This is a genomic window from Paenibacillus forsythiae T98 (assembly GCF_000520735.1).
Lineage (GTDB): Bacteria > Bacillota > Bacilli > Paenibacillales > Paenibacillaceae > Paenibacillus_AQ > Paenibacillus_AQ forsythiae.
Map to the genome: position 1 here is coordinate 1 of NZ_ASSC01000693.1, position 15,049 is coordinate 15,049.

At 52.6% G+C, this 15,049-nt stretch carries 15 protein-coding genes and 1 tRNA gene; 2 read left to right on the forward strand and 14 right to left on the reverse strand.

Annotated elements, in window-relative coordinates:
* The 8 genes from L692_RS0121260 to L692_RS0121295 all read right to left on the reverse strand — a co-directional run.
* Positions 1-924 (reverse strand): RNB domain-containing ribonuclease (locus tag L692_RS0121260; RefSeq protein ID WP_025702033.1); only part of this gene is annotated, 924 nt, incomplete at its 3' end.
* A 170-nt stretch (positions 925-1,094) separates the two neighbouring features.
* Entirely contained in the window at positions 1,095-1,328 is a 234-nt protein-coding gene (gene secG, locus L692_RS0121265) for a preprotein translocase subunit SecG (protein ID WP_025702034.1), read from the reverse strand.
* Between the two features lie 216 nt (positions 1,329-1,544).
* Positions 1,545-2,831 (reverse strand): phosphopyruvate hydratase, encoded by a 1,287-nt coding sequence (eno, locus tag L692_RS0121270; protein WP_025702035.1) that lies wholly within the window; start codon positions 2,829-2,831, stop codon positions 1,545-1,547.
* A gap of 74 nt (positions 2,832-2,905) precedes the next feature.
* The gene (gene gpmI, locus L692_RS0121275; RefSeq protein WP_025702036.1) at positions 2,906-4,450 is read right to left on the reverse strand and encodes a 2,3-bisphosphoglycerate-independent phosphoglycerate mutase; all 1,545 of its coding nucleotides are present in this window, start codon (positions 4,448-4,450) and stop codon (positions 2,906-2,908) included.
* On the reverse strand, positions 4,450-5,205 hold the full coding sequence (gene tpiA / locus L692_RS0121280) for a triose-phosphate isomerase (protein WP_025702037.1): 756 nt from the start codon (positions 5,203-5,205) through the stop codon (positions 4,450-4,452). Before tpiA ends, gpmI begins: the two co-directional genes overlap by 1 nt.
* A 26-nt stretch (positions 5,206-5,231) precedes the next feature.
* Positions 5,232-6,413, reverse strand: coding sequence for a phosphoglycerate kinase (locus L692_RS0121285; RefSeq protein ID WP_025702038.1), 1,182 nt, complete (start codon positions 6,411-6,413; stop codon positions 5,232-5,234).
* 150 nt (positions 6,414-6,563) lie between these two features.
* Positions 6,564-7,574 (reverse strand): type I glyceraldehyde-3-phosphate dehydrogenase, encoded by a 1,011-nt coding sequence (gap, locus tag L692_RS0121290; protein WP_025702039.1) that lies wholly within the window; start codon positions 7,572-7,574, stop codon positions 6,564-6,566.
* A 92-nt stretch (positions 7,575-7,666) separates the two neighbouring features.
* Positions 7,667-8,737, reverse strand: a complete 1,071-nt coding sequence (locus tag L692_RS0121295) for a sugar-binding transcriptional regulator (RefSeq protein WP_025702040.1) — start codon at positions 8,735-8,737, stop codon at positions 7,667-7,669.
* Positions 8,738-8,997: 260 nt separating this feature from the next.
* On the opposite strand from L692_RS0121295, the gene L692_RS0121300 reads away from it, so the two are divergent.
* Both L692_RS0121300 and clpP read left to right on the forward strand, forming a co-directional pair.
* Positions 8,998-9,072: transfer RNA gene (locus L692_RS0121300), tRNA-Arg, on the forward strand.
* Positions 9,073-9,262: 190 nt separating this feature from the next.
* The gene (gene clpP, locus L692_RS0121305; protein WP_025702041.1) at positions 9,263-9,847 is read left to right on the forward strand and encodes an ATP-dependent Clp endopeptidase proteolytic subunit ClpP; all 585 of its coding nucleotides are present in this window, start codon (positions 9,263-9,265) and stop codon (positions 9,845-9,847) included.
* An 89-nt stretch (positions 9,848-9,936) separates the two neighbouring features.
* On the opposite strand, the gene L692_RS0121310 is transcribed toward clpP, so the two are convergent.
* The 6 genes from L692_RS0121310 to L692_RS0121335 all read right to left on the reverse strand — a co-directional run.
* Positions 9,937-10,581, reverse strand: a complete 645-nt coding sequence (locus L692_RS0121310; protein ID WP_025702042.1) for a GDSL-type esterase/lipase family protein — start codon at positions 10,579-10,581, stop codon at positions 9,937-9,939.
* Positions 10,582-10,672: 91 nt separating this feature from the next.
* On the reverse strand, positions 10,673-11,764 hold the full coding sequence (locus L692_RS0121315) for a DUF3298 and DUF4163 domain-containing protein (RefSeq protein ID WP_025702043.1): 1,092 nt from the start codon (positions 11,762-11,764) through the stop codon (positions 10,673-10,675).
* A gap of 115 nt (positions 11,765-11,879) precedes the next feature.
* The gene (locus L692_RS0121320; RefSeq protein ID WP_025702044.1) at positions 11,880-12,635 is read right to left on the reverse strand and encodes an SIMPL domain-containing protein; all 756 of its coding nucleotides are present in this window, start codon (positions 12,633-12,635) and stop codon (positions 11,880-11,882) included.
* Between the two features lie 248 nt (positions 12,636-12,883).
* Positions 12,884-13,153: an HPr family phosphocarrier protein gene (locus L692_RS0121325; RefSeq protein WP_025332700.1), complete on the reverse strand. Its 270-nt coding sequence runs from the start codon at positions 13,151-13,153 to the stop codon at positions 12,884-12,886.
* 96 nt (positions 13,154-13,249) lie between these two features.
* Complete coding sequence (gene whiA / locus L692_RS0121330) at positions 13,250-14,179, reverse strand: DNA-binding protein WhiA (RefSeq protein ID WP_025702045.1); 930 nt, start codon at positions 14,177-14,179, stop codon at positions 13,250-13,252.
* Between the two features lie 5 nt (positions 14,180-14,184).
* Positions 14,185-15,049, reverse strand: an 865-nt coding sequence (locus tag L692_RS0121335) for a gluconeogenesis factor YvcK family protein (protein WP_025702046.1), incomplete at its 5' end; no start/stop codon positions are given.

Sequence of the window (15,049 nt, forward strand, 5' to 3'; positions counted from 1 at the left end):
CCCCCGGTCATACGCTTCCTTATCCAGCGCCGCGTTCTCGCGTACATAATAACTGACGTCGGCAATATGCACGCCAAGCTTGTAGTGGCCGTTCTCCAGACGGGCCACGTTGACCGCGTCATCCAGGTCTTTGGCGTCTTCCCCGTCAATGGTCACGATGTTCAGGCCCCGCAGATCGCGGCGGCCCTGCTGCACAATCTCCTCTTCCGTAATGGAATCCGGCGCTCCGTTCGCCTCAGCCATGACCTCTTCAGGAAAAACCTCCGGAAGTTGATGCTTGCGAATGACGGACAAAATATCGACGCCGGGATCGTCCTTATGTCCCAGAACTTCGATAATTTCCCCTTCCGCCGCCGCGCGCCCCTCCGGATAATTCACGATGCGGACAACAACTTTTTCCCCGTCGACGGCGCCGTTAAACGATTCCTTCGGGATAAAAATATCGCGGTTAATCCGCTTGTCATCCGGCAGCACAAAGCCATAAGTCTCCAGATTCTGAAACACGCCAACGGTCTGCAGCACGCCCCGGCGGACGATCCGCACGACTTCGCCTTCCATCCGGCCCCCGGAATGGCTTCGCGAGGTCACACGGACAAGCACGATGTCGCCGTTCATAGCGCTCTTGATATCATTGGCGTGGATATATACATCGGGATGCTCCCGGTCATCGGGAATCAGGAAGGCAAAGCCCTTCGCATGCGCCTGCAGACGGCCGCGCAGCAAGTCCATTCGCTCCGGCACGCCATAACGCTTGGTGCGGGTCAACACGATCCGCCCATCCTGCTCCAGCGTGCTCAGCAGAGCGTTGAACTCCTTCAGCTCCTCTTCACCCGTAAAATGAAAGTGATCAATCAGTTCCTCGTAAGTCATGGGTTTATAAGCGGTTTCCCGCATGAAATTCAGCACATTCTCTTGTGTTATCATCTTTGTCACCTCGGCCCACCGCGGCGCAGGCCGCCGGCTGATATGTATGCTATCGTCTATATTACTTCATACCCTAGTATACACGAAATCAATCCTCGGCATCCCTTTCCGCCGATTACAAAAAAACCCCCGCTCCATCGTAAGAAGAGCGAAGGTTCGATTTCTCTATTTTAATCAATCACAACGGCAACAATAATGGACAGAATAAAGAATCCTGCCGCGAGTGCTACCGTGACACGCTGGAGCACCAGATCCATGCCGCGCGCTTTCGTCTTGCCGAACAGATGCTCAGCTCCGCCGGAGATGGCGCCCGCAAGGCCTGCGCTCTTGCCTTTTTGCAGCAGAACCACCGTAATCAGACCGATCGAAAAAATCAGAAGCAGCACCTTCAGAAAAATATCCATTCATTCCACCTCCTACACTAAGCATCACTATCTATAGAAAGTTAATAACCACGATTCATAAACAGCATTTTTATTGTATCATACAGCCCACAGCAATACAACTTAATTCAGTTGCATGACCAAGCCTACGCTACGTAAAAAGACTGCCCCCTGATCATCAATGACCAGGAAGCAGCCTCTATTACATTCTAGCTGTTCATAAGATTCAAGCGAATCTTATCTTTTCAGGTTGTAGAAGGATTTCAGGCCGTTGTATTGAGCCAGTTCGCCCAGTTCGTCTTCGATACGAAGCAGTTGGTTGTACTTGGCGATACGGTCTGTACGGGAAGGTGCGCCTGTTTTGATTTGGCCGGCATTGGTAGCCACGGCGATATCGGCGATCGTGCTGTCTTCGGACTCACCGGAACGGTGGGATATAACAGCCGTGTAGCCTGCGCGTTTTGCCAATTCGATCGCGTCGAAGGTTTCAGTCAGCGTACCGATTTGGTTAACTTTGATCAGGATGGAGTTGCCAATGCCTTCTTCGATACCTTTACCCAGACGCTCGGTGTTGGTTACGAACAGGTCGTCGCCAACCAGTTGGATTTTGTTGCCCAGTTTCTCGGTAAGCAGCTTCCAGCCTTCCCAGTCGTCTTCGGAGCAGCCGTCTTCGATTGTGATGATCGGGTATTTGTCAACCCAGGAAGCCAGCAGGTCCACGAACTCAGCGGAAGTGAAGGATTTGCCTTCGCCTTCCAGGTGGTATTTGCCATCCTTGAAGAACTCGGTGGAAGCAACGTCCATGCCCAGGAATACGTCTACGCCCGGTTTGTAGCCGGCTTTTTCGATCGCTTCGATGATGGAGGACAGAGCGTCTTCGTTGGAAGTGAAGTTAGGAGCAAAGCCGCCTTCGTCGCCAACCGCAGTGTTCAGGCCTTTGCCTTTCAGTACGGATTTCAGGTTGTGGAAGATTTCAGCGCCAGTACGCAGAGCTTCCTTGAAGTTTGGTGCGCCTACTGGCAGGATCATGAACTCTTGCACGTCAACGTTGTTGTCGGCATGAGCGCCGCCGTTAACGATGTTCATCATCGGAACCGGAAGCTGCTTAGCGTTGAATCCGCCAAGGTAGGTGTACAGAGGCACGTCCAGAGCTGCCGCTGCAGCGCGGGCTACGGCCATGGAAACAGCCAGGATAGCGTTGGCGCCCAGTTTGCCTTTGTTAGGCGTTCCGTCCAGAGCGATCATGGCTTTATCGATGCCCAGTTGGTCCAGAGCGTCCATGCCGATGACTTCAGGAGCGATAATTTCATTAACGTTCTTCACTGCGTTCAGAACGCCTTTGCCCAGGTAGCGGGATTTGTCGTCGTCGCGAAGCTCAACAGCTTCGTGAGCGCCGGTGGAAGCGCCGGAAGGAACGATAGCGCGGCCTTTCGCGCCGGATTCCAGGTAAACGTCAACCTCTACAGTAGGATTACCGCGGGAGTCAAGCACCTCGCGAGCGTATACGTCGGAAATAGTAGTCATTTAAGTTCATTCTCCTTTGTTAACAAAAATTTAGGGTTGCTTAAACTTTGTCTTGCACCGCACAGTCGTTCCTGTTACTTGCGTCTTGCGATCATGGATTGTCCGGTCATTTCCGCAGGCTGCGGAATTCCCATCAGATCAAGGATCGTTGGGGCTACATCCGCAAGAATGCCGCTCTCGCGAAGCTCAACATTCTCTGCGGTCACGATGAACGGAACCGGATTGGTTGTATGCGCCGTAAACGGTTTGCCTTCTTCGTCGAATACCATGTCCGCATTGCCGTGGTCCGCAAGTATGATAGCTACCCCGCCTTTCGCCAGAAGGGCGTCTACCACTTTGCCGACACATTCGTCTGTCACTTCAACCGCCTTGATCGTCGGTTCCAGCAAGCCGGAATGTCCAACCATATCCGGATTGGCGAAGTTCAGAATAATGGCATCATGTTTGTCCGCTTCGATCTCGGCCACACAAGCCGCAGCCACCTCGTAAGCGCTCATCTCTGGCTGCAGGTCATAAGTCGCGACCTTCGGGGAGTTGATGAGAATACGGGTCTCTCCCGGCAGTTCCACGTCGCGTCCGCCGCTGAAGAAGAAGGTTACGTGCGGATATTTCTCGGTCTCCGCAATGCGCAGCTGCTTCTTGTTATTCTGTACCAGCACCTCGCCCAGCGTGTTATCCAGATTCTTCGGCTTGTAGGCCACATAGCCCTGAACCGTTTCACTGAATGTGGTCAGGCAGACGAAATAAAGATCCTGCGGGAACAGCGGTCCGCGATCAAAGCCGCGGAAATCGGCGTTCGTGAACACCTGGGACAGCTGAATAGCACGGTCCGGACGGAAGTTCAGGAACACGACGGAATCGCCGCTTTCAACAGTAGTTAACGGCTTGCCCTCGTTGTCCACGATAACGCAAGGCTCAATGAATTCATCATACACGGAATTCTGGTACGAAGCTGTGATCGCCTGCAATGCGTCCGTAAATTTCGCTCCTTCGCCATAGACCATGGCGCGGTACGTCTTCTCCACACGGTCCCAACGTTTGTCGCGGTCCATCGCGAAGTAGCGTCCGGATACCGTGGCGATTTTGCCTACGCCAATTTCCTCGACCTTGGCGGCAAGAGCTTCGATGAATTTCTGACCGCTGCTTGGCGGTACGTCGCGGCCGTCCATGAAGGCATGAACGAATACATCATTCAATCCTTCCTTCTTGGCAAGCTCCAGCATGGCGTACAGATGATTGATATGGCTGTGTACCCCTCCGTCGGATACCAGCGCGTACAGGTGAAGCTTTTTGCCGGTGGATTTGGCATGTTTCACCGCTCCCACCAGCGTTTCATTCTCGAAGAAATCTCCCTCGCGAATGGATTTATCAATACGGGTCAGGTCCTGATACACGACCCGGCCCGAGCCGATGTTGAGATGTCCCACTTCGGAGTTGCCCATTTGGCCTTCCGGAAGTCCTACAGCTTCTCCGGCAGCTCTAAGTGTCGTGTGCGGGTATTTCTTCAGGTAGCTGTCGATGTTAGGCTTCTTCGCCTGAGCGACGGCGTTGCCCTCCACAGTGTCGCGCAGTCCGAAACCGTCCAGGATAATCAGCGCTACTGGTCTTGGTGCTGACATTACTTCGCCCCCTCAACAAGCTGAACGAAGGAACCCGGCTGGAGGCTTGCTCCGCCGACGAGAGCGCCGTCGATGTCGCTTTGGCCCATATATTCAGTGACGTTCTCAGGCTTTACGCTTCCGCCATACTGAATGCGGATAGCTTCGGCCGTCGCTTCGTCATACAAGTCCTTGATCAGGCTGCGGATATAAGCAATAACCTCATTGGCGTCAGCCGAAGTCGAGGATTTGCCGGTGCCGATCGCCCAGATTGGCTCATAGGCAATAACGGTTTCGGCTGCCTGCTCCGCGCTCAGGCCCTGGAACGCGCCTTCGGTTTGCACTTTGCAGACTTCCTTCGTTTGGTCGGCTTCGCGCTCTTCGAGCTTCTCGCCTACGCATACAATTGGAGTAATGCCGTGGCGGAATGCCGCGTGCATCTTCTTGTTCACGATTTCATCCGTTTCGCCAAAATAAGCCCGGCGCTCGGAGTGACCGAGAATAACATAATCTACACCGAGATCCTTCAGCATAACGCCGCTGATTTCACCCGTGTAAGCGCCGCTATCCTCAAAGTGCAAGTTCTGTGCGCCGATTTTGATGCTTGTTCCTTGAGCGAGTTTTGTCAAAGCTGGCAGATTGGTGAATGGAGCGCAGATTACAGTTTCCACGCCATCCACTTCGGCCTTGCCCTTAACCTCGGCAAAAAAGCCTTCGGCTTCCGGAACGGTCTTGAACATCTTCCAGTTTCCGGCAATAATTGGTGTTCTACTCATCGCAAAGCTTGCCTCCCTCTATCGTCTTACTTGTCGTTGAGCGCCACTACGCCAGGAAGAGCCTTGCCTTCCATGAATTCAAGCGATGCTCCGCCGCCGGTGGAGATATGGTCCATTTGGTTGGCCAGCTTGAACTTTTCGGCTGCCGCAGCGGAATCGCCGCCACCGATAACAGTATAACCTTCCGTCTTCGCGCAGGCTTCAGCCACCGCTTTCGTACCTTCGGCAAAAATATCGATTTCAAATACGCCCATCGGTCCGTTCCATACAACAAGCTTGGAGTTCTTGATCACGTCCGCATACAGTGCAGCCGTTTTAGGACCGATATCAAGTCCGAGCCATTCCGCCGGGATTTCGTTAATATCCACAGTCTTGGTGTTGGCGTCGGCGCCAAACTTGTCGGCTACTACAGCGTCAATTGGCAACAGGAAGTTCTTGCCGAGTTTTTTTGCTTTTTCGATAAAGCCAATAGCGGTATCGATCTTTTCTTCGTCGAGCAGGGACTTTCCGACTTCATAGCCTTGAGCTTTGGAGAACGTGTAGGACAGGCCTCCGCCGATCAGGACATTGTCTGCCAGAGTCAGCAGGTTGTCGATAACGTCGATTTTGTCTTTAACCTTCGAACCGCCGATGATGGCAGTGAAAGGACGATCCGGATTGGACAGGGCTTTGCCCAGTACGGACAGCTCCTTTTCCATCAGCAGCCCGGATACGGCCGGCAGATAGTGGGCGATGCCTTCAGTCGAGGCATGCGCGCGGTGTGCTGCGCCGAATGCGTCATTGACGAACAGATCGGCCAGTTCGGCGAACTGCTTGGCAAGCTCCGGATCGTTCTTCTCTTCGCCCGCATAGAAACGAACATTTTCAAGCACCAGAACGTCGCCGTCTTTCAGCTCGGCTACTTTGGCTTTTACCGCATCGCCAACCGCTTCATCAGCTTTGGCAACCGGTTTGCCCAGAAGCTCGGACAGACGCTCGGCAGCCGGAGTCAGACGCATGGAATCGACGAATTGGCCTTTCGGACGGCCCAAATGGCTCGCCAGAATGATTTTGGCTCCGTTTTCGATCAAATATTTGATCGTCGGCAGCGTTTCGCGGATACGCGTGTCGTCGGTGATTTTGCCGTCTTCCAGCGGCACGTTGAAATCCACGCGGACGAATACGCGCTTACCTGTTACTTCTACATCACGGACACTCTTTTTGGTCATGACATTTAACCTCCACACCGGAATTGTTCCACTCTTGGAAATATCATAGCATTAGTCGATAGCTTGCCGCGATTATCCAATATCTCGGAAAAGAGCGGAAACAATAAACTGCTGTTTCCGCTCTATGGATGATGCTATATGAAATCTGAATTATTTAGCCAGTTTTGCGAAGTGTTCAAGCGTACGAACGAGTTGAGCGGTGTAGGACATTTCATTGTCGTACCAAGCAACAGTCTTAACGAGCTGTTTGTCGCCAACCGTAAGCACTTTGGTTTGTGTAGCGTCGAACAGGGAACCGAAAGTCAGACCCTTGATGTCGGAGGATACGATTTCGTCTTCCGTGTAGCCGTAAGTGTCAGGATCGGAAGCTGCTTTCATAGCTGCGTTGATTTCGTCCGCAGTTACAGTTTTCCCCAGAACAGTTACCAGCTCAGTCAGGGAACCAGTAGGCACCGGTACGCGTTGAGCGGCACCGTCAAGTTTGCCTTTCAGTTCAGGAATAACCAGACCGATGGCTTTAGCAGCGCCAGTCGTGTTAGGAATGATGTTCTCGGCAGCGGCGCGGGCGCGTCTGAAGTCGCCTTTGGCATGCGGAGCGTCCAGCGTGTTTTGGTCGCCGGTGTAAGCGTGGATTGTAGTCATCAGGCCTTCAACAACGCCGAACTTGTCGTTCAGGACTTTAGCCATTGGAGCCAGGCAGTTCGTTGTGCAGGAAGCGCCGGAAATAACGGTTTCGGAGCCGTCAAGGATGTCATGGTTAACGTTGTAAACGACAGTCTTCATGTCGCCTGTAGCTGGAGCGGAGATAACGACTTTTTTCGCTCCGCCTTTCAGGTGAAGCTCAGCTTTTTCTTTGGAAGTGAAGAAGCCTGTGCACTCCAGAACGATATCTACGCCCAGGTCTCCCCAAGGCAGTTCTTCAGGGTTGCGGTTAGCCAGAACTTTAACTTCTTGGCCGTTCACTTTGAAGAATCCGTCGTGAACTTCAACGTCGCCTTGGAATTTGCCTTGCGATGTATCATATTTCAACAAGTGCGCCAGCATCTTGGCATCGGTAAGGTCATTGATCGCTACGACTTCGATTCCTTCCACGTCTTGAATACGGCGGAATGCGAGGCGGCCAATACGTCCAAATCCGTTAATACCTACTTTTACTGTCATTGAGTAGTTCCTCCTAAAAATTCGTTTTTATTTATTCAAGACAAACCATGGGATTTGTCAAGACAACACGGTAAGTATGAAGCATAATAATGCTAGTGCTCGCCATAATGGGATGGCTCTGCGGCTTCTTGTTCATCAATTTGCTTGACGATTTCGGCCGCGGCGGCTTCATCTATGACAAGTATGTTCTCCTGGCCGAACCGCAGCACAGCGTGAATGGCTTTGGCCTTCCGCTTGCCTCCGGCTATGCCGATTACAATTTCCGTCCGCACGATATCCTCAAGGCGCAGCCCCATCGTCAGCATGGAATGCACCACTTCGCCCTGCTCGTTAAAGTAGTGGCCGAAGGATTCGGCAACGGCGCCCGCGTTCTTGATCTTGGCGACAGTCGCCTCGTCGAGCTTCCTGCGGCGGGTCATTTCCAAGGCGTCTCCGATACCATGCACAATAATTCGCGAACGGCGGATAATCTGTACGATTTCCGAAATGTTCGGTTCATGGGACAAAGACTGGTAGGCCTCCTCGCTGAGCAAATCCGGTACATGCAGCAGCCGATAGTGCGCTCCAATTCGCTTGGCCATCGTCGAAGCGATGGTATTGGCCTGAAATTCTACGCTCTCCCCGAGGCCCCCGCGAGCAGGTACAATCAAGGCATCCCGGTAAGACATAGATAAAGGAGCGGTCATCTGCTCCGCCAATTCGTACAGCGTTGAGCCTCCGGTGACGGCAACCGTATCATCGGCACGAAGTACGCTGAGAAGCGCTTTCGCTCCAGCTCTCCCCAGCTCTCTCTTGGCAAATGGCGATGCTTCGCAATCGCCCGGAACCACGACAACTTTCTTCAAACCGTAACTCAAACGAAGTTTCTCTTCCAGCTCATCCAAGCCAAACAGGCTTTTGGCCACAGGCTCCAGCAAGTCAAGCAGTTTCCGTCCGGCATCGCTGATCCGCATGCCTACACTCTCGATCTCGATGAGCCCCTGCGATTTCAGAAGGTCCGTTTCCGCGCGCAGCACCCGTTCGGTCATGTCAAGTGAAGCGGCGAGCGTTCTGCGGCCGATAATATCGGATAACAGGATCTGATGAAGAATCGTATACCGTCTTTTGAGGGTTTCCATGAGATCAGGCAGAAGCTGCTTTTGGATTTCTAATAAGTCACGCATGCTTTCACTCCTGCAACTTCGTCTTTCTCTTCTAACCCCTTCTCTATGGTCTTAAAACGTCCCGGGATAACTTTTTAAGTCCCACTAAGTATTTTACCCAAATATTCCCCTGAAAGCAAGGGCTCCGAAAGTAGAATTCACCCTCCCTTTTCTTCTTATACATTATCCTGCGCATTTTAGCGGCGAAGCAGCGGTCCCGATGACCTGTATATAAATAGGAGTTGCATTAGTCGAATTTTTATATTATAATTATTTCTGTTGCGCCCGTGGTCCAATGGATATGACGTAGGCCTCCGAAGCCTGAGATCCAAGTTCGATTCTTGGCGGGCGCGCCACAATATTTGTTTAACCAAACCTCGATGATTTAACCAGAGCGCCATGGATTGGCGCTTTTTTTTATGATGAGTTTGACTTTCTTTGACTTTTTGTTTGAATTTGTTTATCATGTGGGTAATACGGTAACAGTTAAGAAGAAAGGCTGTAACGAAATCCAATTTGAAGATCTAATTTAAGGAGGTTTTCCACGTGAGTTACATTCCTATGGTCGTAGAACAAAGCAGCCGAGGCGAGCGGGCTTATGACATCTATTCCCGTCTGCTGAAGGACCGCATCATTTTCCTTGGAACTGAGGTCAATGACGTGGTAGCCAATTCCATCATCGCGCAAATGCTCTTCCTGGCCGCCGAGGACCCGGAAAAAGATATTTCTTTGTACATCAACAGCCCGGGCGGGTCCATCACCGCCGGCATGGCGATTTTTGATACGATGCAGTACATCAAACCCGATGTCTCCACCATCTGCGTCGGACTTGCCGCTTCCATGGGCGCCTTCCTGCTGAACGCCGGAGCGAAGGGCAAGCGCTATGCGCTGCCGAACAGCGAAATTATGATCCATCAACCGCTGGGCGGCGCCCAAGGACAGGCTACGGATATTGAAATCCGCGCGCGCCGCATCCTGAAGATGCGCGACAAGCTGAACCGGATTCTGGCTGAACGCACCGGTCAGCCACTTGAGCGCATTGAGAAGGACACGGACCGCGACTACTTCATGAGCGCTGCGGATGCCGCCGAATACGGACTTGTCGATAAAGTCATTGAAAAACCGCAGTAAGCCGGCCTGAACACATCCGGGAAATAATCATACACAAGCCAAACACCCCTTGCCGCCGAACAGTGGCCAAGGGGTGTTTTTTTCAAGTCTTAAGTTCCGGGCAAACTTCCGTACCCAAGCGAGTGCAGCCGATCGGCAATAACACGGTAGCCTTTGCCATTGGGATGAAGATAATCGATGGAGAGCAGTTCCCGCTCATGTCCCGCAAACGCTCCGTAAATATCGGCAAAGCCGCATACCCGGTTATTATACTGAGCCATCTGCCGGTTGAACTGCCGCACCCACCCCGACGCGTCTGTCAGCTGGGGATATGGATTATATAACCCGACGATCCGGATGATATAAGGCTTGCCGACCCCGGCCTTTGCCTGATAAATCTGCCTCATGATACCTGCAAAATGCCGCTGGGCATCCTTCAGAGCGGTCTGAAAAATAGAAGATGGCGGTTTCGACTGCCCAGCCGCAGCCTTGGCAGCATGGATCAAGTCGTTGCCGCCGATCGAAATGGTGATAATGTCCGCCTCGCGAAGCGACTGGCGAAACTGCGGATTATACCGGACGCGCTGCTCCAGTTCGCTCGTGGTCATTCCGTTGATCCCGAGGTTCGTATAAGCAACGAAACTGCGGAGCGAAACCTCCGACATCCGCCTGTACACGGGAACAAATCCGCTGCCGGGCATCGCTCCGAAGCCGGTTGTCAGCGAATCGCCGATCGCCGTATAGTGGTATACCATGGAATTCCCCCTCTCCCTTATAGCTCGGTCACCATTCATCATATGAACGGAATGCGGCGCGCGCAACGGGGAAATATCCGGTATAAGCTGACTATTTTAAGCCGGCGAACGGACTGCTTCCGCTTGGGAGCAATTCTTTAAAGGTGAAGGTGAACTCCGGAAAGCCTGCGGCATAAGCTGTATATTCATATAGTTGGAAAAAGAGCACAACCCGGCCTTCTTTAAGATAGAAATATTTCTCGGTATTCAGGCCGTTAAAGCCTCCCAAATAACCTCCACTCACCCTGAGCTGCTTGCCGACCTTCTCGTTCAACAGCTTCTTGTAGTTCGGATTGGCTCCGAACAGATCGCCGAGCAGCAGGCGCTTGCCGTCCTTGAGCGAGAATGTGAACGCCTGTCGCAGCGTTGTTCCATGAGCGCCTCCGGTATAAGCGTACTGATCCATGACGAGGCTTATTACGTCATTCTGATTGTAGGTCACCACGTAATCCGAATCGTATTCGTACGGACGTTCCTCCTCGCTTCTCTCCGCAATCGCCCGGTCAGCCTCGGCTGCGAAGCTCATAGCGGACTTTTTCAGCGTATCATTGATGCTCTGCTGCGCAGACGCGCTCACAAGTCCCGAAATTTGCGGATAGTCCAGCTTGACGGTTACTCCCTCCGCCTCCTTGGCATAGGTTTCCGTCGTTACGGTCAGCGCGTTCAGCGGTCTGTTCGTCACGTTCAGCCTGCGGGAGGAAGCGCTAAAGTCTCCACGATAGCCCAAATAATCATTGAGCAGACCAAAAGGAACGTAGAGATGGTTATTGAAGTTTCGCCCCTCATACTCGGAGATGAAGTAGCCGTTAACTGAAAGCGAGATGCCGTATTCCGAGACCATCAGCCTGGTTTGGCGGATTCCCTGTCCGACCGTATAGGTATTATCCGCCTTGCTGTACGTGATTGGCATGCCCAGAACATTCTTCAAAAAGGTGATTGGAATCCATGTTTTTCCGTCTCTCAGAATGCCCTGCTGCGGGGTAATCGCTCCATTCCATTTCAAGGCGATTCGGGAATAATCGGCCTTTGCTTTAACCGGTGCCGCCAAGCCTGCTTCTGCAGGAAGAACCGTTCCCCCCAGCACTATTCCCGCCGCGAGCATTCCCGCCCCCCATGTTCGTGCAAGCTTCTTCATTTTGTTCATTGCATGCTGCTTCCTTTCTGCTCTCTATGAAATTTGGAGAGAAAAGAGGCCTTCTCCGCCCCGAAACTCGCAGGTGAAAGCCTCTCTTCACTCATCTTTGGGCACACACGCCCTGCTAGTTCAATTGATACATTACGCTAAGCTGCGTCGTAATCTTTACTTCTCCCGGCTGAACTGCGGTGCCGCCGGCGTTGTCGGCCATCTTGGACTCCGCTCTCATGGCCCCCTCATAGAATACCGGGATAGTGCTTGCGTCGTTCTGACTGACGGTCAGCACCTGTCCGAGTGTTCTCTTGGCGGCTTTGGCAATCGCTACCGCTTTCACGTCGGCGTTGGCCATCGCTTTTTCAATCACCTGCGCTTCAAAGGCCGAGGTGTCCTCCACCGCAAAACGGGCGTTGCCGATATTGTTGGCGCCTGCTTCGGAAGCAGCGTCCAGCAGTGCTCCCACCTTGGCCAGATCACGGTAGGCGACCTGCAGAACGTGATGGGCGTTATAGCCTTTGACCTGCTGGCCCTCCTTCTCGTTATACGTGTAATTCGGCTGGACGTAGAACTCCGCAGTTTGAATGTCCTTCTCATTGATGCCCCATGTATTCTTGAGCAAAGCCGTCAATTTCTGAATTTTGGCTCCATTGGCCTTCTGGGCTTCCTGGGCGGTGGACGCCGAAGTGTCAACTCCGATCGACAGATAGACGATGTCAGGCTTCATCGACAATTCTCCCTTGCCTACGACACTGACTATGTTTTTCTGCACCTCTTCAGCATAGGCCTTCTGGGGCTTATCCAATGAGCTGCTCACCAGCACCCCTCCTGTCAGCAAGCTCCCCGCAACAAATACCGCCAGGGCCGACTTGGTCCATCCTCTCATTTGTTTCATCCTCCTCTATAGGTTCGCGTGATTGCTATCTTACCTACTAGACGAGACGCCCTGGCAAATGTTGCATTTCCGCACAAAATAAAAAAGCCCGGAAAGGGCCTTTTTGAAATACAAAAAATATAAGCTCGCTCTTAACCTTGACCTTGTATTTCGACGAGAAACGGATGCCCTGCCCCGAGAGGACGACACAGCCGTTTCTTCCTGGTCATACCATAAATAGGGCTGTGCTGCGAATATTGTTATTGATTCTCCAGCTCTTCCTTGCTTACAAGACTCGTCAAAGCGGTTACGGCCTGATCGGCGTCCGCGCCTTCCGCGCTGATATAAATCTCCGTGCCGGAGCTGATTGCAAGGCTCATAATCCCCATGATGCTTTTTGCGTTGACTTTTTTATCGTCTTTTTCAACGAAAATCTCTGACGAGAACTTGTTCGCTTCCTGCACGAACAATGCTGCCGGACGAGCATGGAGCCCAGTCTTTAACCGGACGACTACCGGGTGCTTTGTCATGAAACGCTTACCCCCTAATTAAGATGTGCCCAAAAATTTCACAGTAAATTTTATCATATTATATCATTATAACCTAAACGACACTAGAAAAAAATATCATTCGCCCCGCAGCTTCTCCGCCAGCTCATCGATTTTGCGAAGCCGATGGTTCACGCCGGACTTGCTGACGCTTCCCTTCAGCATCTCTCCAACTTCCTTCAGATTGATATCGGGATGGGCCAGCCGGACCTCCGCTACTTCCCGAAGCTTGTCAGGAAGGTTATCGAGCCCCATTTCCTTCTCCAGAAACTTTATATTCTCAATCTGGCGAACCGCCGCGCTGATCGTCTTGTTCAGATTGGCCGTCTCACAGTTCACGATCCGGTTGACGGAGTTGCGCATATCCCGCATGATCCGGACATCTTCAAATTTGAACAGCGCTTGGTGGGCGCCGATCAGACTCAGGAACTCGATGATCTTCTCGCCTTCCTTGATGTACAGGATGAACCCCTTCTTGCGCTCGATGCAGCGGGCGTTGAGATGAAACTCTTCGGCCAGCTCCACCAGCGCCTTGCAGTGCTCTTCATACATCGAGGAAATCTCCAGGTGGTAGGACGAGCCTTCCGGATTGTTCACCGACCCTCCCGCCATGAAAGCGCCGCGGAGGTACGCGCGTTTGCAGCAGTTCTTGCGGACAATGCTCTTGTCGATTCCGTCCGTAAACACAAAGCCTTCCGAGACGATCTTGAGATCCTGCAGAATCTCCTCGACGCGGGCCGGGATACGGACGATATAGACGTTATTCTTCTTCAAACGCATTTTTTTACGCACAAGAAGCTCGATATGAGCATGGTAATATTTCTTAAGCAAGGAATAAATCCGCCTTGCAATCGCGGCATTCTCCGTTGAGATGTCGAGAACGATCCTCTTGTTCGAAAGCTGCACCGATCCGTTCATCCGGATGAGCGCCGACATTTCCGCTTTCTCGCAGCAAGGCCCGCTCTCGACCATCGTCAATTCTTTTTTGGTCAGTGCCGCAAAAGACAAGGTTCTCACCTCTTTCGTGTAATCCAGTCCTGAATCAGCTGATAAATATGTTGGCTTAGCTTATCCGTATCATGCCGCAAATAGGTCCTGAACAATACCAGTTTGTCGGCAATCAGCTTATAGCGCTGATCATTCATGGCTTTCGTGTCCAGTTCGACCGGACTCGCCCCTTGCTCGGCGTATTTACGCTGAACTTCGGGCGGAACTTCACCATTATTTACGATAACATAGTCGAACAGATGCATTCCGATATGATCGTACACGGCCTGCAGATGATCGCTTACCGTATAGTTGTCGGTTTCCCCAGGCTGCGTCATCACATTGCAGATGAACATCTTGACCGCGCTGGAGGCGACAACTGCCTGCGCCAGCTTCGGCACAAGCAGATTCGGCAAAATACTGGTATACAGGCTGCCGGGTCCGAGCAGTATCGCATCAGCGGACCGGATCGCCTCCAGCGCCTCGGGCAGCGGCTCGACATCGGGCGGCTCCAGAAAGACCCGCTTGATCTTGCCGCCGGCCTCCGGAATCTTCGACTCTCCGGTCACGATGCGGCCATCCGTCATTTCCGCACTCAGCACCACCGCTTCCCCCGCTGCCGGAAGCACTCTTCCCCTCACGGCGAACACCCGGCTCAGCTCGCGGACGGCAGTGACGAAATCGCCCGATATATCGGTAAGCGCGGCCAAGATCAGATTGCCGAGACTGTGCCCGGCCAGACCTTCTCCGCTGCTGAAGCGATATTTCATAATGTCCGCCATCAGCGGCTCAACATCGGCCATGGCCGTCAGCACGTTGCGGATATCGCCTGGCGGCGGCATCTGCAGCTCGCTGCGGAGTATGCCCGAACTTCCCCCGTCATCGGCTACC